Consider the following 24,051-nt stretch of genomic DNA (forward strand, 5'->3'; position numbering starts at 1 on the left):
CATCATACAAGTAAATGGTGGTTGTGCAATCCCCTTGCGGTGACGATCTGCAAGATTATTAAACTCTGATCGGCTGCCGATGTGCAGGTGTGCGGGGGCTGTATGATGGTGTTAATTTAAAGTTTATGACCAGTAAATACTGGGGTTTTAGATCGTGCGTATCCGTTGATGCCTGTTCGGGACCTTGAACTTAGTGGCTGATGGTAGGCGGTTTGGATGGGACACAGGAACTTTGACAGTCGGGAATGACTTGTAATACAAGTAAGACAACTGTGCAGGGCGATTAAATCCGGCTTTCAAACGCCCTCAGCCCGGCATTTGCGCTGCCACGGCCGTGATACGGCAGCTTAACCAGACAAGTCAGGATTCACTCACCATGCAAGAGCCCGCCGGTACTGCGCCCAAACGCCGTCAGCACAGCCTGGCCACTGATCTGGTCACCGAACTGAGCCAGCGCATCCTGCTCGGCAAGATCGCACCGGGTCAGAAGCTGCCGTCCGAGAACCAGATCGTCCGTGAGCACGGCGTCAGCCGCACGGTGGTGCGTGAAGCGATTTCCAAATTGCAGGCGTCCGGGTTGGTGGTGACCCATCACGGCATCGGCACGTTCGTGCTCGAGCGCAGTGACCAGACGGGACTGCGCCTCAAAGTCGAAACGGTATCCAGAGTGCGCGATATCATCGAACTGCGTATCGGCCTGGAAACCCAGGCCGTGGCGCTGGCGGCTGTACGCCGCACCGATGAGCAACTGGCGGCCATGCGTCAGGCGCTGGACGACTATCAGGACCTGCTGGCCAACGACGACAGCTGCGTCGAGGCTGACAAACGCTTTCACATGCTGATCGCCGAAGCCACTGGCAATCCGTATTTTCTGGAGATCATGCAACACCTGGGCAGCGCGATCATTCCGCGCAGCCGCATCGCATCGAGCGAGCGCGCAGGCAACAACCTCGCGCATCAGGGCTATCTGGCCAACCTCGAACACGAAGCACTGCTCAGCGCCATTCGCCGCAAGGACCCGGATGCAGCACGTGCGGCGATGTGGACACACCTGAGCAACAGCCGTGAGCGGCTGGTCCCGCTGGAGTAGGCGCGAACGTGTTTGCTCCCACAAGAGCTCTCCATGCTCGAGCGTACGGCAAAAATGCAGGAGCGAACGTGTTCGCTAAAGGGCCCGTACAGTCGCAGAAGATTCGGCGTTCAAAACACCGCCTTCGCGAACAAGCGAAGCGTCGCCCGGTTCGCTCCTATACAAGCCTGGCGCCCCCGGTATCGACGATACAAGGGAGGCAGTTGCGTACTACGGTGTTGCGTTCAGCACGCCGAGCATCACTTGGGTCTGCCACTCGAAATACGGGTTGAACGTCAGGCGCGCATGGATCTTGCCCGGTTCGGTGTAACCCCAGTCCGAATACCATACCGGCTCGCCTGCCATGCACTTCGCGGTGTCCGGCGTGCTCTGGCCGTTCCAGCAGATACGCTGGCTGCCGGATACGCCGTAAAGCGGATTGTCCGCTGAAAAAAGCAGGCCCATGTGTGAAAAGCGGCTGATGCGGTATTCCGGCAGGTAGTCCTTGCGCACCTCGACGCGCGGCGTATTGGCAGCGCGGGCGGGCAGGTCGCCGTACCAGATCAGGCGACTGGCGGGATTGCTGAAGCGCTGGCTGAAATTATCCAGCACGTAATCAGTGTCGAGTACTGAATCGTGCTCGGCGATGGCGATGAATACCGGCTTGTCATAGCGGCGCTGATGCAGGCGGTCCTGGGCCAGCGCGCTGCTGCGATAGAACTGGGCAAAACCATTGGTGGGCATGTTCATGTAGCGAACCGGCGTCTGCATTGGGCGCAGGCCTTGGTTCGGCGCGGCGAGCCAGGGGCGTGCCCAGCCGATCCACGGGGTCAGCCAGGCATAGCCGCTGTTGGAGCGAAATGCCGGCGAGAACAAGAGCAGCCCGGCGATTTCGTCATGCCCATAGGCGTAATCAAGGACCAGATTGGCACCGGTCGAAAAGCCTCCCAGATAGACCTTCGGCACTTCACGAGCGAGCAGTTGCGCCTGTTCGCGCACCACGCGCTGCCACTGTTCGAGGCGCACGTCGAGCATGTCTTCGGGCTTGGTGCCGTGCCCCGGCAATAAAACGGTTCGGACCAGATAACCCTGAGCGGCAAGCATCTGTGCAACGTCATGAAACGACCACGCCGAATCCCCCAGGCCATGCACCAGCAGCACGCCGCCCTTGGGTGTCCCGCTCGGGGTCCACTGGCGTGGCGCGTTCCAGTCCAGCTCGGCCTGGTGGTCGGCGGTCTGAAAGTTGCGCTGGTTGCGAATCAGCTCGAGGGTCTGCTGACGGTAGTCTTCAAAGCGTTGTTTCGGCTCATCGCTTTCCGCCATTGACGTGCAGGCTTGCAGGGTCAACAGCGACAGCAGGCTGGCGAGTCGGAATTTGATCAAAAGGGGGCCTGTGCGCACATATATGAGGGTTCAAAAGGTCGACGCGGGCACTCTGCCATGTACGTCGCGCCCGTGACTACTTTCAGGCACACTCGGGCGTTCTATAACTTCAACAAAATGTATCCATATGCCCAAGCATTGCAAGCCTCGCCACGCGCCTGGAGTCGTTCATGTTCGCCCTTGATCGAGCGCTGGCCCAGGACATCGTCGACCGGGCCATGGCCATCCTGCCGTACAACGTCAATGTCATGGATTACCTGGGCATTATCATCGGCAGCGGTGATGCCGAGCGATTGTGTACCCGTCATGAAGGCGCGCAGCGAGTGCTGGCCAACCGGCAGGTGGTGGAAATCGATTCTCTGGCAGCGTCACAGCTCGGGGGTGTCAAGCCGGGTGTCAACCTGCCGCTGATGCTCGATCATCAACTGGTGGGCGTGCTCGGCATCACCGGCGAGCCGGACGAAGTGCGGGTGTATGGCGAACTTGTCAAGATGACTGCCGAGATGCTCATGGAACAGCGCCGCCAGCAGGCTGACCTTCAATGGCGGGCGCAGCGCAGCGAAGACCTGCTGGCTCGCCTGCTGTTGCCGGATTGTCCCGACAGCCTGGTGGATGAAGCGCGACAGCTGGGTTTGCAGCCGCACATGGCGCGTCAGGTGGTACTGCTCCAGTTTGCCGAGCAGGGGCTGGCTGCCAGCCAGGTTGCCAAATGGCTCGGCACGCGCTACGCCGACAGCTGGTGCGTGCTGCGTGAGCCCACCTTGCTGTACTGGTGCCGCGCCACGGGCAAGGAGCGTGACGATGCGCTGCTGCTCAAGCAGTTCGATGAACACCACTGGCCAGTGCTGCGTATGGCCACTGTGGCGCAATCGAAGGATCTGCCCACCCTGCGCCAGGCCTGCGCGGCAGCGCGGGATCTGCTCGACTACGCCAGCCAGGCAAGGCCGGCACAACGCCTGCTGCGTCTTGACGCCTATCGGCTGCCGGTGCTGTTCTGGCGTTATCGTCATGACTGGCTGGCCGAGAACGTCGCCGAGCCGATGGAGCGTCTGCACACGCATGCACAACTGCTCGACACCTTATGCAAATGGTTCGAGTACAGCGGCGAAAGCCAGGCGTGCGCTGAAGCGCTGGGTATCCATCGCAACAGCCTGCGCTACCGGCTGGAGAAGATTGGCGAGCTGACGGGTTGCGATCCTTACAAAACCGATGACCTGCTGCGCCTGTACCTGGGGGCGCAGATGATCACCGGTCACACCTGAAGCCGGGTTTTGTTCAAACGCCCGATGACGACCGCAGATCATTGTGCGAACGGCAGGCGGAGAACACGGTTTTGAGTGAGAGCATGCGAGATACCGGATCTGGAGAACAACAATGAAAATCGTCATCGCCCCCGACTCGTTCAAGGACAGCCTCAGCGCCCAGGCAGTTGCCGACGCGATCGCCAGTGGTCTGGCCGAGGTCTGGCCGCACGCCGAACTGATCAAATGCCCGATGGCAGATGGCGGGGAGGGCACCATCGAGGCGCTGCTGGCTGCCTGCAATGGTGAACTGATGAGTGCCAGCGTCAGCGGTCCGCTTGGCGCCCCGGTCAATGCTCAGTGGGGCTGGCTGGCGGAGAGCAGGACCGCAATCATCGAAATGGCCATGGCCAGTGGCTTGCAACTGCTGACCCTGGCACAACGCGACGCCTGTGTGACCAGCACGGAAGGCACCGGTCAGCTGATCTCGGCGGCGCTGGATGCAGGAGCCCGTCGGGTGATCCTGGCCATCGGCGGCAGCGCAACCAATGACGGCGGCAGTGGCATGCTTTCAGCCTTGGGCGCGCGCTTTCTGGATGCCGACGATCAGACTCTGGCGCCGGGTGGACTTGCGCTTGCCGACCTGGCGCGTATCGATCTGAGCGGCTTCGATCCACGCTTGTCTGACGTGTGCGTCGAGATCGCCGCCGACGTCGATAATCCACTCTGCGGGCCGAATGGCGCCTCTTCTATCTTCGGCCCGCAAAAAGGCGCATCGCCTGAGCAGGTCATGGCGCTGGACGCTGCGCTCGGCTGTTTTGCCGACCATACGGCTCAGGTTCTCGGCCAGGACTTGCGCGACAGTCCTGGCAGCGGTGCGGCCGGAGGCATGGGCTTTGCCGCCAAGGCCTACCTGAAGGCCTCGTTTCGTGCCGGCGTGGAAGTGGTGGCCGACCTGACCGGGCTGGAACACGCGTTGATCGGTGCCGATCTGGTCATCACCGGCGAAGGCCGTTTCGACGCGCAAACCCTGCGCGGCAAGACGCCGCTTGGCGTTGCGCGAGTCGCCCGGCGTCGGCAAGTGCCGGTGATTGTGCTGGCGGGAACCCTGGGCGAAGGATACCAACAGCTGTATGCGCAAGGCATCGGCGCCGCCTTTGCTCTGGTCAGCGGACCGATGAGCCTTGAGCAGGCCTGCCGTGATACCCGCCGCCTGTTGCACGAGCGTGCGCGTGACGTGGCGCGTCTCTGGCAGATGGCTTCGGGCCGTTGATGATCGCGCTGTGATCAACGGCAGCAGCCTGGCAATCGGCTGTTATTTTCATTAAGCCTGCGAATATTCACTGGCCGTGCTAAAGAATTGCCTGGTCAGGGCGATATGCTATCGGTTGTCTGACAACTTCGAGTCGGACACCGTCCTCCAAAAAAATATAAAGAGCTCTGGTCATGAATCTACGCAAACTCACTATCGCTCGTCGTGCCGGTCTGGGTTTTACTCTCATTTCCCTGTTGGTGGCATTGCTGGGGTGGTTTGCGCTGGCACAGATGTCGACCATTCGCCAGAGTGAGGTGGCGGTGGAGACCAACTGGCTGCCCAGCATGCGAGTGGTCAACGATATCCGCGAGATCATGCTGCGCATTCGGACCATTTCCCTGCGCATGGCGCTGGACACCGATCCTGCGAGCATTCCGACCTATCGTGGTCAGCTGGACGTACGTCTGGGCGATCTGGACAAGAAGCTGGCCATTCTCAAGACCTTTGTCGACACCCCGGAAGAGAAGTCGCTGACCGACCAGTTCATGGTGACCATGGGCCAATACCGCAGTGCGCTGGACCGCTCATTTGTACTGGCTGGCCAGGGCGATAGCGTCGGACTGAACAAGCTGCTGCTGGTCGACATGAAGCAGATCGTCGACGGTTCCGGCAAGCAACTCGGTGATCTGGCCGACTTTTATGTCACCAAGGTCGATGCGGAAGGCAAGTCCGCCGAAGCCCAGTACGGTAAGTCGCGCGACATCGTCATTATCTTCGTGGTGATTGCCGCGCTGTGCACCATCGGCCTGGCACTCTGGCTGACCCGCAGCATCGTCGGTCCTCTGCAGCGCGCGGTCACCGCCGCCGAGCAGGTTGCCAACGGCGACCTGACCCACACCATCGAGGTCGATGGCGAAGACGAAGTCACCCGGCTGTTGCGTGCCCTGGCGACGATGCAGATCAATCTGCGTGAAGCGATGCGCCACATCGGCAGTTCGGCCACGCAACTGGCATCGGCCGCCACCGAGCTCAACTCGGTCACCGAAGACAGCTACCGCGGGCTGAACCAACAGAATGCGGAGATCGATCAGGCCGCCACGGCGATCAACGAAATGACCTCGGCAGTAGAAGAAGTTGCGCGTAATGCCGTGTCCACATCGGACGCCTCAAATCAGTCCAGCACCTCGGCGCTGGCGGGCCAGACGCGGGTAATCGAGACGGTACAGTCGATCCAGACGCTGACCGACAACGTGCAGGCCACCTCGACGCTGGTGCAAAACCTTGCCAATCAGTCGCAGGATATTGGCAAAGTGCTGGACGTGATCCGCTCGATTGCCGAGCAGACCAACCTGTTGGCACTCAACGCCGCCATCGAGGCGGCACGGGCAGGCGAGTCGGGCCGCGGTTTCGCGGTGGTGGCGGACGAAGTCCGGGCATTGGCGCATCGCACCCAGCAGTCGACCCTGGAAATCGATTCGATGGTCAGCGCCATGCGCAGCGGTTCGGCGCAGGCACTCGACTCGATGAACACCAGCCGTGACCGGGCCGACTCGACGTTGGCACTGGCCAAGGGCGCGGGTGAGTCCTTGAGCGAAATCACCTCGTCGATCAACCAGATCTCCGAGCGCAATCTGGTGATTGCCAGCGCGGCTGAAGAGCAGGCGCAAGTGTCGCGTGAAGTTGATCGAAACATCGTCAACATTCGCGATCTGTCCATGCAGTCGACTCAGGGCGCCAACCAGATCAGTGCGTCGAGCCATGAATTGTCGCGTCTGGCCGCTGACCTGAATCAGGTGGTCTCACGCTTCAAGGTGTAAAACCCTACATTGATACAGGTTGTGTCCGCTTGCCGACGATCGACCGGACGCGCATTATGCCCTCGGTCGAAATGACCTCCGGTACAGTCTGGGCACAACCTTATCGAAGGGGGCGGCATCGCTTCATGAATAACAATAATCAAACCTTCAGCAGTTGGCTGCGCTCGCCAGCCCATCACCAGTGGCTGGCCCTGGAAGGCAATCGTCTGTTGACCTTCGCCAAGGCCTCCAGACTGGACAACGGCTTTGGCAGTCTTGATGACTACGGTCGGCTGATGGTCGGTGCCACCGCAGGAACCATGAACACTGCGCGCATGACCCACTGTTTTGCCATGGCCCATGCGCAGGGCATTCCCGGTTGTGCTGCGCTGGTCGATCACGGTATCGCCGCGTTGCAAGGCCCGTTGCACGATGCCGAACATGGCGGCTGGTTCAGCGCCGCGCTCGAAGACGGCGGCAAGACCGACAAACAGGCTTATCTGCATGCGTTCGTTGCCCTGGCGGCCAGTTCCGCCGTGGTGGCGGGGCGGCCTGGGGCGCAGGCATTGCTGTCCGACGTCATCCAGATCATCCAGACGCATTTCTGGAGCGAGCAGGAAGGCGCCATGCGTGAGTCGTTCGCGCGGGACTGGAGCAATGAAGAGACCTACCGCGGTGCCAACAGCAACATGCACAGCACCGAAGCTTTCCTCGCGCTCGCTGATGTGACCGGCGACGCGCAGTGGCTCGACCGGGCGCTGAGCATCGTCGAGCGGGTTATCCACGAGCATGCCGGTGCCAACAATTTTCAGGTCGTCGAGCATTTCACCCAGGACTGGCAGCCGCTGGCCGATTACAACCGGGAAAATCCGGCGGACGGTTTCCGGCCCTTCGGCACCACGCCGGGGCATGCTTTCGAGTGGGCTCGGCTGGTGTTGCATCTGGAGGCTGCACGCCGTCAGGCCGGACGCGCCAACCCCGAATGGTTGCTGGACGACGCCCGCCAACTGTTTGCCAATGCCTGCCGGTACGGTTGGGATGTCGACGGTGCCCCGGGCATCGTTTACACCCTCGACTGGCAGAACCAGCCGGTAGTCCGTCATCGTCTGCACTGGACTCACTGCGAAGCGGCCGCTGCTGCTGCCGCATTGCTGCAACGTACCGGCGAGCAACAGTATGAAGACTGGTATCGCTGTTTCTGGGAGTTCAACGAGACACTGTTCATCGATCACGAACATGGCAGTTGGCGCCATGAGCTGAACGAGCGCAACGAGCCCAGCGCAGACATATGGCCCGGCAAGCCGGACCTTTATCACGCCTATCAGGCCACGTTATTGCCGGTGTTGCCGCTGGCACCTAGCCTGGCCAGCGCCCTGGCGGGGCTGGAATGAACGGCTAGCGTCTGTTGAGCTTGAGATCGGAAGTCAAAGCGCAGGGATGCGTTTGTCGGTCAGGCGGATGATCTGCCTGGCCAGGAAGCTTCCGGTCAGGATCACGCCGAACAGGCGCAAGGTCTGCATCGCCAGCACGAAGCCGACGTCGGCATGCGTATCGATGGCAATAATGGCCATGGTGTCCAGGCCGCCCGGGCTGGTCGCCAGGTATACCGAGAGATAATCCTTGCCCATCATCACCGCAATCAGCCAGGCCGACACAGCACAGAGCACGATCAACAGCAGTGAGGCCAGAATCATCATCGGCAGTCGTCTCCAGACGTATTGCACCGTTGGCCGGTCGAAACGCAGGCCGACGTAGCAGCCGATGGCACCGTAAGCGATGGGCAGCAACCAGGCTGGAACGCTGATCTGCATCACACCACTCAGTTGCAGCGCGCCGCCGAGCATCAGCGGCACCAGCAGGGCACCTGCCGGGAGACGCGAGCCGAGTGCCACGCCTGCGGCAATCACCGCCAGGCTCAGCGCCAGATCGACAAGGTCAAGGCTGGGCAAGACCGCCGCACTGCTGTGCAGGGCCGCAGCGGAATCCGGGGTGCCGATGAAATGGCTGACCAGCGCGCCGATGGTGACCACGCAGACCACGCGCACATATTGCATGGTGGCGACAATGCGTGAGTCGGCACCGTAATCTTCGGACATCGCGACCATCGCCGAGGCCGCGCCCGGTGACGTGCCCCAGGCTGCCGTGTTGCTCGGAATGCCGGCAAAGCGCACCAGCACCAGTCCAACTGCCGCGCTCAGCACCACCGTGAGGATGGTCGCCAGGAGCATGACATGCCATGAATGAAGGGCGGTGAGCAGCACACTGACCGACATGGCATGCGCGATCAGCACGCCGACCGTGCCCTGACCGAGTTGAAAGGCCCGCTTGGGCATGCGGATGCTGGCACCTGATACGCCAAAGCCTATGGCGACCAGCATCGGCCCGAGGAACATCGCAGCAGGCATATCGAACAGTTTGAGCAGTTGCCCGGCAATGCCGGCCATCAGGATCAGACCCGCCCATTGAGTCAGCGGGGAAAGGGAGGAAAGCGAAAAGCGTGAAGCGTTTGACAAGGACGTTCTCCTTGATTGGGGTGAATCACATGCAAACAGTATCGACTTCCCAACCCATCAAGTCTATTTTCTAATAATCATGAATTGATAACTTTGGTTGATAGATATGGACCTGCGCGATCTCACCTATTTCGAAACCATTGCCGAGCTGGGGCATCTCGGACGTGCTGCGGAGAAGCTAAATCGCAGCCAGCCAGCGCTGACCAAGAGCATTCAGCGCCTCGAGGAGTCATTCGGAACGCGACTGTTTCAACGTGACGGCCGAAGGATCAAGCTGACGCCCGTGGGCGAGTTGCTGCAGGCGCGCGGCAAGGAGTTGCAGCAAAGCATTGCCCAGACCCAGCGCGAGGTGCGGGATTTCGCCAGTGGCATGGTGGGCAACATTCGGGTCGGCTGCGCCGCGACGATGGCGGAATATTTGATGCCGAAACTGACGTCCGCCTTGTTGCAGCGCACCCCGGACGTCACCTTGAAACTGGTGATAGGTCAGGATGACCTGTTGCGCGAATCATTGCGCTCCGGTCAACTGGACATGATCATTTGCGCGCTGGCGCCCGACAGTGAAGACGTCACCAGCTTTGCCATACTCAGGGACGAAGCCGTGGTGGTCGCCAGCAAGAATCATCCGATCTTCAAGCCGTCGTTGAAAATGAGTGACCTGTGCGCGTATCGCTGGGTACTGCCGCCTGTGAGTGTTTCATCGCGCAAATGGCTGGACGCAACCTTCGCTGCTCATGGCCTGCCGCTGCCGACGGTGCAGATCGAAGCGAACTCGATCTCGCTGTTGCCGGGGCTGATTGCCCGCAGCAACCTGTTGAGCTTCATTGCCCGCGAGTCGCTGGAGTTCGGCAAGACCATGCAGCACCTGCGTGAAGTGCCGCTGGAGCAAACCACCCTCAAACGCACCATTGGTGTGACGTTGCGCAAGGGCGGTTACCTGTCACCCGCAGCAGAAGGCATGTTGCAGATGCTGCGCGATAACGGCGGGGACTTTCTGGGGTGGGGCTGACCGCACCGGTCAGCCGCTTGTGGGCAGGGCCTGAAAGCCACTCAGGTACTTTGCCAGCGCCTCTGCACCCAGCTCCACGGTTGAGCTGGTGCCCGCCCAGCTGCAGGCGAGCATCAGGTTACGCGGCAGGTCGAAGTCTTCAACCGTAAACCCATTGGCGTCGAGACCGTTTTCATCGTGGGGAACCAGTTCGCGCAGCGACGCCACCGGTTCAAAGTACGCCCACACTGGCTTGTTCAGTGCGACCGCCATACCGACTTCGAAGGCCGTGCCCGAATCCGGCTCCAGGCCACGGAACACGTTGAGGTTGACCAGCATCGCTGAGCAGCGGTGGATCATCGCGACATTCATCGAGTAAATCTGCTGTGCGGTTTCATGCGCTGTTCGTCCGTGCGTGACCTCATTGTCAAACGGGTACAGACCCTCAAGTCCGTGTGCGGCGCACAGAGCCTTCAGATAGCGTCCATGTTCCACGGCATCGGTCCTGAACACGTCGAAGCCTGCGAGATAAACCAGTGGCGCGTGCATATTCGTCTCTCGGCTGCAGATGTTGTCGCGCCGATTCTAAGGCCGACCGTCTGCCCGCGATACATGCCATTGATCGGTCGAACACGATCAGCAGGCGTTTGCACTGGAATCTGTACGGATAACCAGTATCCTTGTTCAGTCTGCTCATTTGTCATGTGAACGCTGGCCTTGAATACTTCGCCCCTCGACAATCCGTTTTACTACCTGGAAAACTTCCGTCAGGTCCTTGACTGGATTGCCCGGCGCTACGATGACCTGCTCGACGCAACCGAGCGCCGCTTCATCAGCGAGTTTGCCGAGCTGCCGGTCCCCGCCCAGGGGTTGCTGGTGCGCATGGTGATGCGCAAGGGTGTGTTGTTTCGGGCCAGCAAACTCGGTTATGTCGAGATTGGCGACCCTCACGACGCCGTATTGCCGCTGCTGGCGCGGGAGTGGGTCGACATCGCTCCGCCACTGGGCCTGAGCGAGTTGTTCCAGCTGCTGCGTCGGGATGAGTTGAGCCACTGCTTCAAGGACCACGCGGTCAAGGGCCCTGAGCGCAAGCAGGATTGGTTCGAGCGCCTGCAGCCCATGTACCCGTCGCCGCAGTCCCTCGAACAATGGCATCCGACGTTGCCCGACGCCGTGTTCGGCCTGAAGATCATGCCGCTGTGTGATCGCCTGCGCTTGCTGTACTTCGGCAATCTGTACCAGGAATGGTCTGAATTCGTGCTGGCTGACCTGGGTATCTACCGCTACGAAAAAGTCGAGTTTTCGCTGGAGTCGCGTGGCATCAACGAGCGTGCGGATATCGATGTGTGTCTGCAATTGCATGCCTGTCGTGAAGCGCTGGAAACCTGCCTGGAACTGCATGCGCTGGCCGAGCGGGTCATTGCCATCGAATGCGGCAACCCATGGTTGCTCATGCGTCGTGGCAAACTGCTGTTTCGTATCGGGCAACAGGCCGAGCGCATGCAGGACTGGCCTCTGGCGATGGCGGTGTATCGTCAGTCGAGTTACCCCGGCGCGCGTTCAAGGCAGATCCGCGTGCTGGAGCGCAACGCTGAGTACGCAGCGGCGCTGGCGCTGGCGGAGCAGGCCCGCCTCGCTCCGGAAAGTGATGCCGAGGTCCAGCACCTGTCACGCGTCTTGCCACGCCTGCAACGCAAGCTCGGCCTGACTGCCGCGCGCAAGCGCACGGTGCGGGCCATTGCGCGGCTGGACGTGAAGGTCACGCCAGTGTCGGGCATGAGTGTCGAGCGTTTGATACGCCTGCATCTCGAAGAAGAGCAGGGCGGGGAGGTGCATTACGTCGAGAATGCGCTGATCAATTCACTGTTCGGGCTGCTGTGCTGGCGAGCCATTTTCGCCCCGTTGCCGGGTGCATTCTTTCATCCGTTTCACAGTGCGCCGAGTGACCTGTACAGCCCTGACTTTTATCAGCGCAGAGCATCGTTGTTCGATGCCTGTCTGACGCAACTGGAGTCTGATGAATACCTGACAACCATTCGTGAGCATTTTGAGAGCAAATACGGTCTGCAATCACCCTTTGTATTCTGGGGAGCACTGACGCCGGAGCTTCTGGAACAGGCGCTTCATTGCCTGCCGGCAGAGCACTTGCTTCGCTGGTTTCGTCGGCTGTTGCAGGACATAAAAGCCAACCGGACCGGGATGCCCGACCTGATCCAGTTTTTTCCGGAGCAGCGTCGTTATCGAATGATCGAGGTCAAGGGGCCGGGTGACCGCCTCCAGGACAACCAACTGCGCTGGCTGGACTTCTGTGCCGAGCATGGCATGCCGGTGGAGGTGTGTTACGTGCAATGGGCGACTGACGACAGTGCCTGCGTCAGTAGCGACCTGTCAGATCATCAAGGGGCCTTGTGCCCGTCCTGAGTGTCCTGATGATCCGCATCATGGGGCTGTTTCGAATCATGAGGCTTGTCGTCCGCGCTGCCGTTCTTTCCCGGCAAGGGGTCCATGCCTTTGGTGCCGGGGCTTGTGCCTGGTGCGCCGGGGCTGGTGCCGTCGACGTTCTTTTCCATTCCGGTGCCCGGGACTTTCGGACCGTCGCTGACCGGGTTGGTCGGTCCGGTCGAACCTGCAAGCGCACTGGTCGCCGACAGGGCCAAAAATGTCGCCAGGCTTATCGCCCCCAATCTATTCCTGATCATGGTGCAAACTCCGTGAGTACTTTGATCGAAACAGTACGTTGACTGAAACTGTACCGCGAGAAGGGTAGACCCGCGGGCAGGGCATGGTCCTACCCGCGTAAGACGCCTGATTACTGAGTCTTGGTCTTTTCAGTGGTGGTGCTCTTGTCGTGCGTACCGTGTGTCGTCTTGTTGTCGTGCTTCATCGAACGCTCGGCTGCCGCTTCCTTGCTTTCAGCTTGCGCGCCTGGAGTCTCGGACGAGGTGCGGTCCATCGGCTGGGTATTGGTGCCCGGCAGTTTGGTCGCATTCTTGTTGATCGGGGTTTCAGGGGTGGTGGTCGACTCGGCAAAGGCGGCACCCGAAGCTACAGCCATCAGGCCAGCAAGAGTCAGGGCAGTCAGTTTGGTCTTGATCATGATGATTACTCCGTTGTTTTAAAGTACTCACGTTGGTCATTGGCCAGTGGCCATAGGTGCCGTCGAACCCGACGAACGGTAGATATGTTCGATGCATCAAGGCTTACGCCGTTGCTATCCGCCGTGAGAGTCATCACGCGCTCTTTTCGGTCATCCACGCCCCCCCTTAACGCCGTCGACAGCGAAGTTTTAAGTTGATTTAGCTATAACTTGACCGCTCGGTCATTTACAAAGATTCTTAAAATCACACTTTCTTACATTTTTATAACGAAGCGGGCATTCCGCTACCTGATGAGTGGTGGCAGAAGGCTATTTGGGTTTGCGCGTCGAAAATGTCCCGTAAACATTGGGTTTGGAAGGGATTTTCGTAGCTGGCGACGTAGGAAATTACTTACAAAAAAGTTCCCCTAACGACACGATTCGTTGGATTGTCATTAAACAGCAACATTTGAGGTTTTAAATCCGCCTCGGGCCTCCTTAAGTGGACCACCACACAATCTCCTGGACTGAGGTATTACCGTGATTCTGCTGACTAAAAAACGCTTGTCGCTTCTGATCGCATCGCTGTGCCTTAGCGGTGTGGCTCACGCGACTGATGTAACAGGCGCTGGTTCGAGTTTCGTCTACCCGGTTATTTCGGCGTGGTCCCAGGACTACAGCAAGAGCAAGGATAACCGTATCAACTATCAGTCCATCGGTTCGGGTGGTGGTATCGCCCAGATCAAGGCTGCGACCGTTGACTTCGGTGCATCCGACGCCCCGATGTCTGCAGAAGATCTGCAGGCCGGCGGCCTGGGTCAGTTCCCAAGCGTGATCGGCGGTATCGTGCCGATCGTCAACGTCGAAGGCGTCGAAAGCGGCGAGCTGAAGCTGGACGGTCCAACCATCGCCAAGATCTTCATGGGCGACATCAAGAAGTGGAACGACCCGGCAATCACTGCGCTGAACTCGGGCGTCAAACTGCCTGATACCGCAATCACCGTCGTTCACCGTTCGGACGGTTCGGGCACCACGTACAACTTCACCAACTACCTGAGCAAAGTCAGCCCGGAGTGGAACGAGAAGCTGAAGTTCGGTTCGACCGTGCAGTGGCCAGCAGGCGTGGGCGGCAAGGGTAACGAAGGTGTTTCGGCCTACGTGAAGCAGATCAAGGGTTCGATCGGCTACGTCGAGTACTCCTACGCAACCACCAACAAGCTGTCCTACACCCAGTTGAAAAACGCTGCCGGCAAATTCATCAAGCCTGACGCCAAGGCATTTGCTGCCGCCGCCGACACTGCCGACTGGGCAAGCGCCAAAGACTTCAACCTGATCATGACCAACGCGCCGGGTGAGGCTGCATGGCCGATCACCGCGACCACGTGGATCATCATGTACAAGAAAGCCAAGAACGAAGAGAAAAGCACGGCTGCTTTCGACTTCTTCAAGTGGTCCCTGGAAAACGGCCAGAAGCAGGCCGAGAAACTGGAATATGTAGCGTTGCCGAAATCGCTGGTTGATCGCGTGGAAAGCTACTGGAAAACGGAATTCACCAAGTAAGTGATTCAACCCGTACCACCCCTGTCATCAGTCGCGATATCGGCTCGGTGACAGGGGCTTTTCCTTGCGAGTGGCCTCAACATGACTGAAAACACCCAATACCTGTCCGCTAACGTCTCCGCTGGTGAGTCCGAGGGCGAGAAGCGCGCCAAACGGGATCATCGTCATGACCTGTGGTTCAAGCGTTCATTGCAGGCTGCAGCGATGCTGGTGCTTGCTTTGCTGGGTTGTATTGCCTTGTCGACCCTGTGGGGCGGCAGTCTGGCATTCCAGACTTTCGGGTTTGGCTTTCTGACCAGTACCGAGTGGGACGTGAACGCCGGCAAGTTTGGCGCTCTGGTTCCGATCTACGGCACCCTGGTGACCTCTTTTCTGGCTTTGCTGATCGCCGTACCGGTGAGTTTCGGCATTGCAATCTTTCTTACCGAAGTGGCGCCGCCCTGGTTGCGCATGCCGATCGCCTCGGCCATCGAGCTGCTGGCCGGTATCCCTTCGATCATCTACGGCATGTGGGGGCTGTTCGTCTTCGGCCCGTTCATGGCTGAACACCTGTCGCCGTGGATCACCGAAAACCTTGGCGCACTGCCGCTGATCGGTCCGATGTTCCAAGGGCCGCCGTTGGGTATCGGCATGCTGACAGCCGGTATCGTACTGGCGATCATGATCACGCCGTTCATTACCTCGGTGATGCAGGAAGTCTTCCGCACCGTGCCCGTGGCCCTCAAAGAGTCGGCCTATGCACTGGGCGGTACAACCTGGGAAGTGGTCTGGGATATCGTGCTGCCGTACACCCGATCGGCCGTGGTCGGCGGTGTGTTTCTGGGGCTGGGGCGCGCGCTCGGCGAAACCATGGCGGTAACCTTCGTACTGGGCAACGCGCATCAGTTCTCGGCTTCGCTGATGATGCCGAGCAGTTCGATCGCTTCGGTGATCGCCAACGAGTTCAACGAGGCCTACACCGACTTGCACCGTTCGGCACTGATCGCCCTTGGCTTCCTGTTGTTCGTCGTCACCTTCATCGTGCTGGCCCTTGCACGCCTGATGCTGTCGCGCCTTTCGCGTAAGGAGGGGTTATGAGTAAGGATGTGACCGGCAGCGAGCACCTGTATCGGGTTCGCAGCATCAAGAACAAGATTGCGATGGTGCTCAGCTGTGGTGCCACTGCCTTCGGCCTGCTGTGGCTGGTGTGGATTCTGCTGACCACTATCATCAAGGGCATCGACGCGCTCAACCTGCAACTGTTCACCGGCATGACTCCGCCGCCTGGTACCGAAGGTGGACTGGCCAACGCGTTCTACGGCAGTGTGCTGATGTCCGGCATCGGCCTGCTGATCGGTACGCCGATCGGTCTGATGGCCGGCATCTGGCTGGCCGAGTTTGCCCGCTACACCAAACTGGGCAACGCCGTGCGCTTCATCAACGACATCCTGCTGTCGGCACCTTCGATTGTGCTCGGTCTGTTCGTCTACACCGTCGTGGTACTGCCACTCAACGCGGTGACAGGCCATCAGGTGGGCTTTTCTGCGATTGCCGGTGCGCTGGCGCTGGCATTGCTGGTGATCCCTGTGGTGGTGCGTACCACTGACGAAATGATGCAACTGCAACCCTCGACCATGCGTGAAGCTGCGCTGGCGCTGGGCGTGCCGCAATGGAAGCTGACCCTGCAAATCGTCCTTCGCGCGGCCAAGGCTGGTGTGGTAACCGGCGTATTGCTCGCATTGGCACGCATCACCGGCGAAACCGCGCCGCTGCTGTTCACCGCTTTCGGCAACCAGTTCTGGAGCAGCGATCTGCTCAAACCCATCGCCAGTGTTCCGGTGGTGGTTTTCCAGTACGCCATGAGCCCTTTCGATGACTGGCACTCCCTGGCATGGGCCGGTGCGCTGGTCATGACGTTGTTCGTACTGATACTGAGTCTGCTGTCTCGCTTAATTCTTCTGCGCAATAGGGCGTCCTGATGAACAACCTTTCCCTGGCCAACGAAAAAACCAAGATCCAAGTGCGCGGTCTGGAGTTTTTCTACAACAACCAGAAGTCGTTGAAGTCCATCGACATGACCATCCCCGAGAAGCGCATCACGGCGATCATCGGCCCGTCGGGTTGCGGTAAATCGACCCTGCTGCGCGTCTTCAACCGCATCTACGCGATGTACCCGAAGCAGGAAGCGCGCGGTGAAGTGCTGCTCAATGGCGAGAACATCCTGGCCCCAGGCTATTCGATGAACCGCCTGCGCAGCCATGTGGGCATGGTGTTCCAGAAGCCGGTGCCGTTCCCGATGTCGATCTACGACAACATTTCCTACGCCATCAAGCACCACGAAAAACTGTCGCGTCGGGAAATGGAAGATCGCGTCGAGCAGGCCCTGCGTGGCGCGGCCTTGTGGGACGAGGTCAAGGACAAGCTCAAGCAGAGCGCGACCGGCCTGTCCGGCGGTCAGCAGCAGCGTCTGTGCATCGCCCGTACCATCGCGCTGCGTCCTCAGGTATTGCTGCTCGACGAGCCGACCTCGGCACTTGACCCGATTTCCACAGGACGTATCGAACAGCTGATCACCGAGCTTAAAGAGCAGTTCACCGTGATCATCGTGACTCACAACATGCAGCAGGCGGCGCGTTGCTCCGACTACACCGCCTTCATGTTCATGGGTGAACTGATCGAGCACGGCGACACCGATACCATCTTCACCAAGCCCTCCAAGACCCAGACCGAAGATTACATCACTGGTCGTTTCGGCTGATCATCCGGCCAGGGCGGGCGCTTCCTGGCGCTCGCCCATGAACTCCTCGATCCTGCTGCGTAGCCAACGCTCGGCAGGGTCGCTGTCCATCACACTCAGCCACGTCATCGACAGGTCCAGCCCCGGTGTGGGGAAGGGCAGTGGCTCGTCATACAGCAAGCCCAATGCGCTCATGGCCTTTGCCGCATAGTCGGACAGCCCCGAAATCATGTCGGTGCCGGCCATCAATGCGGGCAGGGTGGCGAACTGCGGCACCGACAACACCACCTGACGCTTGCGCCCCAGCGCGGTCAGCCACTCATCGGCGAAACTGCTGACACTCGCGACGTGCGACACCACAACATGTGGGCGCGAGCAGTATTCGTCCAGGCTCATGGGGCTGGCAGGCTTGTCGGCGCGCACCAGCCTCGGCTGCACGTTACGCAGCGTCTTGCGCTTGGCATTGGCGGGCAGTTCACGGGTCAGGCAGACGCCAACGGTGATATCGCCGGACATCAGCACCTCGGAAATATTCAGGTAGTCGACGTGCTTGACCACGATCACCACGCCGGGCGCTTCCTGGCGGATGGCCTTGAGCATCGCCGGCAGCAGGCCGAATTCGACGTCATCGGTCAGGCCGATGCGAAAGGTCATCTTGCTGACCGACGGGTCGAAGTCGGTGGTCAGGCTGAGCGCTGTGGACATGGCGTCCAGCGCAGGCGTCAGGTGCTTGAGAATCTCGTGAGCGCGCGCGGTGGGTTCCATGCGATGGCCGACGCGGATGAACAGTGGGTCATTGAGCAGACTGCGCAGGCGATTCAAGGCAGCGCTTATCGTAGGTTGGCCGAGAAACAGTTTTTCGGCTGCGCGGGTGACGTTACGCTCCTGCATCAATGTTTCGAATACCACCATCAGGTTGATGTCGGCCTTGCGCAGTTCATTTCGATTCATTGCTGTTCCTTGGCATCAGACCTGGACGGCCAAGTCTAGGCAGTCCACGCAGAAGGCGTCCAGCATTTTGCCTCTGCATGATGAAACGTCTGCTTACGGTTCTTCGGGCAGGAAAAGGGCGAATCTGTAAGGGGAAACAGGGTCTACTGGCAGGCCTGCGGTTTAACGTAAAAACCGCCTTGGATTCCCGATCCCTAGCTACAGGAGGTGCCCCTTATGCGGGCTGCAAAGATTGCCGGTATGTTGATGTCGCTGACGCTGTCAGGCGCAGCACTGGCTGAGACGCCCGGTTATGGCCAGCAACTGGAGGGTTTTACTTACCCTCACGCGCTGCATAAATTCAGTTTCCAGTCCCAGGGCCAGACGCTGGAAATGGGTTACATGGACGTCGCGCCGAGCGGCAAGGCCAATGGCCGCACAGCGGTGCTGCTGCATGGCAAGAATTTTTGCGCTGCGACCTGGGAAGACACCATCAAGGGGCTGAGCGCTGCGGGCTATCGCGTTGTCGCACCGGATCAGATCGGTTTCTGCACCTCGACCAAGCCGGAGCACTACCAGTACAGCTTCCAGCAGTTGTCGATGAATACCCATGCGTTGCTGGAAAAACTGGGTATCGACAAGGCGTCGGTAGTCGGTCACTCCACGGGCGGCATGCTGGCCACGCGTTATGCGTTGATGTACCCGAAGCAGACCGAGAAGCTGGTGATGGTCAACCCTATCGGTCTGGAAGACTGGAAAGCACTCGGCGTGCCGTACCGCAGCGTCGATCAATGGTATGAACGAGAGCTGAAGACCACCGCCGAAGGTATTCGCGCTTACGAGCAGAAGACCTACTACGATGGCCGCTGGAAGCCGGAATATGACAAGTGGGTTGACATGCTGGCCGGTCTGAACAAAGGGCCGGGGCACAAGATCGTGGCCTGGAACTCGGCGTTGATCTACGACATGATTTTCACCCAGCCGGTGTTCTACGAGTTTCCCAGGTTGCAGGTGCCGACGGTGCTGATGATTGGCGATGCCGATACCACTGCCATCGGCAGCGACATCGCGCCGCCTGAGGTCAAGGCAAAGATCGGCAATTACAAGGTACTGGGCAAGCAGGTGACGCAGATGATTCCAGGCGCCAGGCTGGTGGAGTTCAAGGGCAAGGGCCATGCCCCGCAGATGGAGGATCCGCAGGGTTTCAACAAGGCACTGGTCTCCGAGCTTCAATAAGCTGCACGTCATGCCATGCAGCAACCTGGTCCGACAGCCACCAGGTTGCCTGCGACCGGCACTGCAGATTAAACGGCAATTTCTACCAGATCACCCTTGAGCCTCACCGGCCAGACGTCCAGCCGCTGTTCCGGGTATTCGATGCAACTGCCGTCGTGCAGGCGAAAGTGCTGCTTGTACAGCGGCGAGGCGATGACCAGCTCGCCCGCGATCTGCCCGATCAGACCACGCCCGATCACGTTGGCCCCGGATTTGGGGTCGCGGTTGTCGATGGCAAAGAGCTGCTCGCCCTGTGCGGTTTCGGGCAGGTAGAACAGCGCGACCTGCGCGCCGTCCAGCCACGCCACGACGCCTGAATTGGCAACCAGATCCGCGCGTCCGCACAGGGGCTGCCAGTGTAACTGCGCTGCCGCGGGCGCATTGTTGCCGGCGATTATTGTCTGAGACGCGTTCATCACACCACCTCCTTGAACAACGGGATAAGGGCCAGCTCTTCGGGTTTTGCCGGCCGGCGCTGGGCGCGTTCCTTGACGAACTGCACGTCGGGGTCAGCACGCCCGTCGTTGACGAAGGTGCGGAAGCGCTTGAGCTTTTCCGGGTCCTTGAGGGCGTTGGCCCATTCGCATTCGTAGCGGTCGACCACCAGTTGCATCTGCGACTCCAGCTCTGTGGCCAGGCCCAGGCTGTCGTCGATGATGACCGCCTTGAGATAGTCGAGGCCGCCTTCCAGCGATTCACGCCAGACCGAGGTACGCTGCAGCTTGTCGGCAGTGCGGATGTAGAGCATCAGGAAACGGTCGATGTAACGAACCAGGGTTTCATCATCCAGATCGGTGGCGAACAGCTCGGCGTGACGCGGACGCATGCCGCCGTTGCCGCACAGGTAAAGGTTCCAGCCGTTTTCGGTGGCAATCACGCCGACGTCCTTGCTCTGCGCTTCGGCGCATTCGCGGGTGCAGCCGGATACCGCAAACTTGAGTTTGTGCGGCGAGCGCAGGCCCTTGTAGCGGTCCTCGATGCGCAGCGCCATGGCGACACTGTCCTGCACGCCGTAGCGGCACCAGGTGCTGCCGACGCAGGATTTAACCGTACGGGTCGACTTGCCGTAGGCATGGCCGGTCTCGAAGCCTGCCTCGATCAGCTCGCTCCAGATATCCGGCAACTCGTGCAGTTGCGCGCCGAACAGGTCGATGCGCTGGCCGCCGGTGATCTTGGTGTACAAGTCGTATTTTTTCGCCACCGCGCCAATCGCTATCAGGCCGTCAGGGGTAATCTCGCCACCCGGAATACGTGGCACCACCGAGTAGGTGCCGTTTTTCTGCATGTTGGCCATGAACGTATCGTTGGTGTCCTGCAGAGGCACCAGCGAAGGCTCGGTGATGGGGCGGTTCCAGCACGACGCCAGTATCGAGCCGACTGCGGGCTTGCAGATGTCGCAGCCATGCGCGCCTTTGCCATGGCGAGTCAGCAGCTCGTCAAAGGTTTCGATGCCTTCGACGCGGACCATCGAGTACAACTCCTGGCGGGTATGAGCGAAGTGTTCACACAGGCTTTTATCGACCGCCACGCCGCGAGCCAACAGTTCATGCTCGAAAACCTGTTTGAGCAGTGCGGTGCAACCGCCGCAGCCGGTGGCGGCCTTGGTGCAGGACTTGATTGCGGTCAGATCGGTGCACCCATTGTCGATGGCCGAGCACACGGCGCCTTTGCTGACGTTATGGCAGGAGCAGATGGTCGCTGTCGCGGGCAGGGCATCGGCGCCCAGCGTCGGCGCGCCTTCGCCACGCGGCAGAATCAGGCTCGATGGATCGGCGGGCAGCGGGATGCCGTTCTGCGCATATTGCAGCAGCGTGTCGTAATAGCTGTTATCGCCGACCAGCACAGCGCCGAGTACCTGCTTGCCATCGGCCGACACCACCAGGCGACGGTAGCTGGCGGTGGCTTCATCAATGAAGCGATAACTGACGGCCCCGGCCAGCGCACCGTGCGCATCACCGATGGAGCCGACATCCACACCCAGCAACTTGAGCTTGGTGGACATGTCGGCGCCGAAGAACGCGTCGGTATCCTGTTCGCACAACTGTGCTGCCACGCCGCGGGCCATTTGATAGCCGGGCGCGACCAGGCCGAACACGCTGCCGTTCCAGGCTGCGCATTCGCCGATGGCATAGATATCAGCGTCGCTGGTGCGGCAGTGCTCGTCGATTGCGATGCCACCGCGTGGGCCGAGCGCCAGCTCACACTGACGGGCCAGGGCGTCTTGCGGACGAATACCTGCGGAGAACACGATCAGGTCGGTCTCGAGAAACTCGTCGTTGGCGAAGTTCATCCGATAGCGATACTGCTTGCCGTCGCTGATCGACTGCGTGGCGCGGGACAAATGCACGCCGACGCCCAGCGCTTCGATACGCGCCTTCAATGCAGCGCCACCGAGGTCGTCCAGTTGCACCGGCATGAGACGCGGCGCGAACTCGACGACATGGGCTTCCAGCCCCAGGGATTTAAGCGCATTGGCCGCTTCGAGTCCGAGCAGACCGCCGCCGACCACTACGCCTCGTCGGGCCTTCGACGCGGCATAGCGAATGCTGTCCAGATCCTCGAGTGTGCGATAGACCAGCCGGGAATTGCCCCGCGCGCCTTCGATAGGCGGTACGAACGGGTAGGAGCCCGTGGCCAGGATCAGTTTGTCGTAACCGAAGCAGCCTTCGGCGGTGATGATTTCGTGACGATCACGATCGATTTCCAGCACCGGTACGCCGAGGTGCAACGTCAGGCCGGGTTGTTCGTAGACAGACATCTCGCTCATGGCCAGCGATTCGGCGTCGCGGCCTGTGAAGTATTCGGACAGGTGCACGCGGTCATAGGCGCGCTGTGTTTCCTCGCCAAAGACGTGGATGCGATAGCGTTCGAGTGCGCCGCCTGCGATCAACTGCTCGACGCAATGATGCCCGACCATGCCATTACCGACGACGATCAGGGTTTTTACATCGTTGAGGGGGAAGACTGTGGTGTTCATAGCGAGTCCCGGCCGAGGCCAATCAGGTTTTTCAAAGCAAAAAAAAAGCGCCCGGAACCGTTCGGTTCCAGGCGCCTTTGCCTGTTGTCTTATTGGGTATTCGGGGGTGCCATCGAGCCACGTTGCCGGAAGCACCCGAGTAGCCCTCTGGTCTCTGCGAGACTGGCGATCCACGTCGATCAACCGGGGCGGCCCGACCACATTCATGGTGGGGTTGTTGAGGATTATGCAGAGGTTGTGCCAGCTTGCGTCGGCAGCGCTCCAAGCCCGAATTGGCAATGCACGCAAGGCTGCGCAGCGTTTACGGCGGCGTCCGGCGCATGACTTTTCCTGCCTTGCATTGGTGCGCATCGAAGGGTTTGCGCTGTAAAGCTGTGCGCCGTACGCGGAGCGTGGGCACGATAACGGCGTGCCTGCGGTCTGTCATTGATTCTGCCCGCAGGGCGCAGGAGCGACCGGGGCGGCGATCCTCATTGTTCGCGAAGACGGTGGGTAAGACGACGCATTTCCTCAGACTGTACCGGCCCTTTCGCGAACAAGTTCGCTCCCACGGCCTTCGGCCAGAATCAAAAGCGGACTTGCGTACAACGCGGAACGCTCCGCGTGGGAATGCCTGTCGTGACGCTCTGCGTCACAATTCTGCGCCGCACCGCTTGTTCTATAGTTAAGCAGTGCGTTCAAAAGCCCAAGTCTGGCGTAACATTTGTATCACCCTGCAATTCCCCCAATAAGTCCGTGCTCATGAACATCACTATTACTGAGGTACACCCCTCCGAGATCCCGCACACCGTCGATTTCGTCATGCGTGCGCGTGCCGGAATCTTTCCCTTGCTCGACACTGTCACCGTTCCGCCCGATCTGGCCGGTTTCGAGCAGGTGTATCTGCACGGGGAGGACGGCAAGTTTCTGATCGCCCGCAGTGAAGGGCAGATCATCGCGGCTGTGGGCTACCTGCCGTTTGATCATCGTTTCCCGCAGCTCGATTATCGCGGGCGCAGAACCGTTGAGATCGTGCGCCTGTTCGTCAGGCCGGAGTTTCGTGGCGACGGGCTGGCCAGCCGTTTATGTCAGGCGCTCTGGGCCCATGCCGAGGCAGGTGGCATAGAGGTTTTGTACCTGCATACCCATCCGTTTCTGCCCGGCGCGATCCGTTTCTGGGAGAAACAAGGCTTTGCCGTGACCGATGTGGAGAGCGATCCGGTGTGGAACACGACCCATATGGAGCGCGTTCTTTAAGAGGGCTTTGTCAGAAGACGAAAGGGGCTGGCAGGG

21 protein-coding genes are annotated in these 24,051 nt (G+C 60.0%); 13 read left to right on the top strand and 8 right to left on the bottom strand.

Annotation, left to right across the window (positions count from 1 at the left end; all coding sequences use genetic code 11):
- The first annotated feature begins 376 nt into the window (after positions 1–376).
- Positions 377–1,090 (top strand): FadR/GntR family transcriptional regulator, encoded by a 714-nt coding sequence (locus LCH65_RS24450; protein WP_003350184.1) that lies wholly within the window; start codon positions 377–379, stop codon positions 1,088–1,090.
- 210 nt (positions 1,091–1,300) lie between these two features.
- Here LCH65_RS24450 and LCH65_RS24455 read toward each other — a convergent pair whose 3' ends face one another.
- Positions 1,301–2,392, bottom strand: coding sequence for an alpha/beta fold hydrolase (locus LCH65_RS24455; RefSeq protein ID WP_054081111.1), 1,092 nt, complete (start codon positions 2,390–2,392; stop codon positions 1,301–1,303).
- Between the two features lie 230 nt (positions 2,393–2,622).
- On the opposite strand from LCH65_RS24455, the gene LCH65_RS24460 reads away from it, so the two are divergent.
- The 4 genes from LCH65_RS24460 (at position 2,623) to LCH65_RS24475 (ending at position 8,135) form a co-directional block, all read left to right on the top strand.
- Positions 2,623–3,714: a sugar diacid recognition domain-containing protein gene (locus LCH65_RS24460; protein WP_058396319.1), complete on the top strand. Its 1,092-nt coding sequence runs from the start codon at positions 2,623–2,625 to the stop codon at positions 3,712–3,714.
- Between the two features lie 112 nt (positions 3,715–3,826).
- Positions 3,827–4,966 (top strand): glycerate kinase, encoded by a 1,140-nt coding sequence (locus LCH65_RS24465; protein WP_058396318.1) that lies wholly within the window; start codon positions 3,827–3,829, stop codon positions 4,964–4,966.
- A 173-nt stretch (positions 4,967–5,139) separates the two neighbouring features.
- Entirely contained in the window at positions 5,140–6,765 is a 1,626-nt protein-coding gene (locus tag LCH65_RS24470) for a methyl-accepting chemotaxis protein (protein WP_058417298.1), read from the top strand.
- A gap of 125 nt (positions 6,766–6,890) precedes the next feature.
- Positions 6,891–8,135: an AGE family epimerase/isomerase gene (locus LCH65_RS24475; RefSeq protein WP_003371923.1), complete on the top strand. Its 1,245-nt coding sequence runs from the start codon at positions 6,891–6,893 to the stop codon at positions 8,133–8,135.
- A 33-nt stretch (positions 8,136–8,168) separates the two neighbouring features.
- On the opposite strand, the gene LCH65_RS24480 is transcribed toward LCH65_RS24475, so the two are convergent.
- Positions 8,169–9,257, bottom strand: a complete 1,089-nt coding sequence (locus LCH65_RS24480) for an AbrB family transcriptional regulator (RefSeq protein WP_003371924.1) — start codon at positions 9,255–9,257, stop codon at positions 8,169–8,171.
- A 106-nt stretch (positions 9,258–9,363) separates the two neighbouring features.
- On the opposite strand from LCH65_RS24480, the gene LCH65_RS24485 reads away from it, so the two are divergent.
- Positions 9,364–10,266, top strand: coding sequence for a LysR family transcriptional regulator (locus LCH65_RS24485; protein WP_044308784.1), 903 nt, complete (start codon positions 9,364–9,366; stop codon positions 10,264–10,266).
- A gap of 9 nt (positions 10,267–10,275) precedes the next feature.
- Here LCH65_RS24485 and LCH65_RS24490 read toward each other — a convergent pair whose 3' ends face one another.
- Positions 10,276–10,794: a nucleoside 2-deoxyribosyltransferase gene (locus tag LCH65_RS24490; RefSeq protein WP_003371929.1), complete on the bottom strand. Its 519-nt coding sequence runs from the start codon at positions 10,792–10,794 to the stop codon at positions 10,276–10,278.
- A 168-nt stretch (positions 10,795–10,962) separates the two neighbouring features.
- Here LCH65_RS24490 and LCH65_RS24495 point away from each other — a divergent pair, with 168 nt between their 5' ends.
- Complete coding sequence (locus tag LCH65_RS24495; RefSeq protein WP_226439874.1) at positions 10,963–12,666, top strand: VRR-NUC domain-containing protein; 1,704 nt, start codon at positions 10,963–10,965, stop codon at positions 12,664–12,666.
- On the opposite strand, the gene LCH65_RS24500 is transcribed toward LCH65_RS24495, so the two are convergent.
- Both LCH65_RS24500 and LCH65_RS24505 read right to left on the bottom strand, forming a co-directional pair.
- Positions 12,642–12,944 carry a hypothetical protein gene (locus LCH65_RS24500; RefSeq protein ID WP_054081064.1) on the bottom strand — a complete coding sequence of 101 codons (303 nt, stop codon included), beginning with the start codon at positions 12,942–12,944 and terminating at the stop codon, positions 12,642–12,644. The two genes, LCH65_RS24495 and LCH65_RS24500, sit on opposite strands and share 25 nt — an antisense overlap.
- Before the next feature lie 110 nt (positions 12,945–13,054).
- On the bottom strand, positions 13,055–13,342 hold the full coding sequence (locus tag LCH65_RS24505; RefSeq protein WP_003371935.1) for a hypothetical protein: 288 nt from the start codon (positions 13,340–13,342) through the stop codon (positions 13,055–13,057).
- Between the two features lie 519 nt (positions 13,343–13,861).
- Here LCH65_RS24505 and pstS point away from each other — a divergent pair.
- From pstS to pstB, 4 genes are all read left to right on the top strand, one after another.
- Positions 13,862–14,881, top strand: coding sequence for a phosphate ABC transporter substrate-binding protein PstS (gene pstS, locus LCH65_RS24510; RefSeq protein WP_003371938.1), 1,020 nt, complete (start codon positions 13,862–13,864; stop codon positions 14,879–14,881).
- Positions 14,882–14,962: 81 nt separating this feature from the next.
- Positions 14,963–15,958 (top strand): phosphate ABC transporter permease subunit PstC, encoded by a 996-nt coding sequence (pstC, locus tag LCH65_RS24515; RefSeq protein ID WP_003371940.1) that lies wholly within the window; start codon positions 14,963–14,965, stop codon positions 15,956–15,958.
- Positions 15,955–16,839 carry a phosphate ABC transporter permease PstA gene (gene pstA, locus LCH65_RS24520; RefSeq protein WP_003435912.1) on the top strand — a complete coding sequence of 295 codons (885 nt, stop codon included), beginning with the start codon at positions 15,955–15,957 and terminating at the stop codon, positions 16,837–16,839. The genes pstC and pstA overlap by 4 nt, the downstream gene beginning before the upstream one ends.
- Entirely contained in the window at positions 16,839–17,618 is a 780-nt protein-coding gene (gene pstB / locus LCH65_RS24525) for a phosphate ABC transporter ATP-binding protein PstB (RefSeq protein WP_002553918.1), read from the top strand. Before pstA ends, pstB begins: the two co-directional genes overlap by 1 nt.
- On the opposite strand, the gene LCH65_RS24530 is transcribed toward pstB, so the two are convergent.
- Positions 17,619–18,548 (bottom strand): LysR family transcriptional regulator, encoded by a 930-nt coding sequence (locus LCH65_RS24530; protein ID WP_003371946.1) that lies wholly within the window; start codon positions 18,546–18,548, stop codon positions 17,619–17,621.
- 216 nt (positions 18,549–18,764) lie between these two features.
- On the opposite strand from LCH65_RS24530, the gene LCH65_RS24535 reads away from it, so the two are divergent.
- A complete protein-coding gene (locus tag LCH65_RS24535) occupies positions 18,765–19,763 on the top strand; it encodes an alpha/beta hydrolase (RefSeq protein ID WP_003435909.1) in 999 nt (332 codons plus the stop codon).
- 68 nt (positions 19,764–19,831) lie between these two features.
- On the opposite strand, the gene nirD is transcribed toward LCH65_RS24535, so the two are convergent.
- The gene (gene nirD / locus LCH65_RS24540; RefSeq protein ID WP_003435908.1) at positions 19,832–20,218 is read right to left on the bottom strand and encodes a nitrite reductase small subunit NirD; all 387 of its coding nucleotides are present in this window, start codon (positions 20,216–20,218) and stop codon (positions 19,832–19,834) included.
- Positions 20,218–22,779: a nitrite reductase large subunit NirB gene (gene nirB / locus LCH65_RS24545; RefSeq protein WP_226439875.1), complete on the bottom strand. Its 2,562-nt coding sequence runs from the start codon at positions 22,777–22,779 to the stop codon at positions 20,218–20,220. Before nirB ends, nirD begins: the two co-directional genes overlap by 1 nt.
- Positions 22,780–23,520: 741 nt before the next feature.
- On the opposite strand from nirB, the gene LCH65_RS24550 reads away from it, so the two are divergent.
- Entirely contained in the window at positions 23,521–24,015 is a 495-nt protein-coding gene (locus LCH65_RS24550) for a GNAT family N-acetyltransferase (protein WP_003435905.1), read from the top strand.
- The last annotated feature ends 36 nt before the right edge of the window (positions 24,016–24,051 follow it).

The organism is Pseudomonas sp. MWU16-30316, from assembly GCF_020515645.1.
Taxonomy (GTDB): domain Bacteria; phylum Pseudomonadota; class Gammaproteobacteria; order Pseudomonadales; family Pseudomonadaceae; genus Aquipseudomonas; species Aquipseudomonas cerasi.

Coding starts and splice junctions, on each gene's coding strand:
- LCH65_RS24450 (WP_003350184.1), top strand. CDS start 377: ATGCAAGAGCCCGCCGGTACTGCGCCCAAACGCCGTCAGCACAGCCTG.
- LCH65_RS24455 (WP_054081111.1), bottom strand. CDS start 2,392: ATGGCGGAAAGCGATGAGCCGAAACAACGCTTTGAAGACTACCGTCAG.
- LCH65_RS24460 (WP_058396319.1), top strand. CDS start 2,623: ATGTTCGCCCTTGATCGAGCGCTGGCCCAGGACATCGTCGACCGGGCC.
- LCH65_RS24465 (WP_058396318.1), top strand. CDS start 3,827: ATGAAAATCGTCATCGCCCCCGACTCGTTCAAGGACAGCCTCAGCGCC.
- LCH65_RS24470 (WP_058417298.1), top strand. CDS start 5,140: ATGAATCTACGCAAACTCACTATCGCTCGTCGTGCCGGTCTGGGTTTT.
- LCH65_RS24475 (WP_003371923.1), top strand. CDS start 6,891: ATGAATAACAATAATCAAACCTTCAGCAGTTGGCTGCGCTCGCCAGCC.
- LCH65_RS24485 (WP_044308784.1), top strand. CDS start 9,364: ATGGACCTGCGCGATCTCACCTATTTCGAAACCATTGCCGAGCTGGGG.
- LCH65_RS24490 (WP_003371929.1), bottom strand. CDS start 10,794: ATGCACGCGCCACTGGTTTATCTCGCAGGCTTCGACGTGTTCAGGACC.
- LCH65_RS24500 (WP_054081064.1), bottom strand. CDS start 12,944: ATGATCAGGAATAGATTGGGGGCGATAAGCCTGGCGACATTTTTGGCC.
- LCH65_RS24505 (WP_003371935.1), bottom strand. CDS start 13,342: ATGATCAAGACCAAACTGACTGCCCTGACTCTTGCTGGCCTGATGGCT.
- pstC (WP_003371940.1), top strand. CDS start 14,963: ATGACTGAAAACACCCAATACCTGTCCGCTAACGTCTCCGCTGGTGAG.
- pstA (WP_003435912.1), top strand. CDS start 15,955: ATGAGTAAGGATGTGACCGGCAGCGAGCACCTGTATCGGGTTCGCAGC.
- pstB (WP_002553918.1), top strand. CDS start 16,839: ATGAACAACCTTTCCCTGGCCAACGAAAAAACCAAGATCCAAGTGCGC.
- LCH65_RS24530 (WP_003371946.1), bottom strand. CDS start 18,548: ATGAATCGAAATGAACTGCGCAAGGCCGACATCAACCTGATGGTGGTA.
- LCH65_RS24535 (WP_003435909.1), top strand. CDS start 18,765: ATGCGGGCTGCAAAGATTGCCGGTATGTTGATGTCGCTGACGCTGTCA.
- nirD (WP_003435908.1), bottom strand. CDS start 20,218: ATGAACGCGTCTCAGACAATAATCGCCGGCAACAATGCGCCCGCGGCA.
- nirB (WP_226439875.1), bottom strand. CDS start 22,779: ATGAACACCACAGTCTTCCCCCTCAACGATGTAAAAACCCTGATCGTC.
- LCH65_RS24550 (WP_003435905.1), top strand. CDS start 23,521: ATGAACATCACTATTACTGAGGTACACCCCTCCGAGATCCCGCACACC.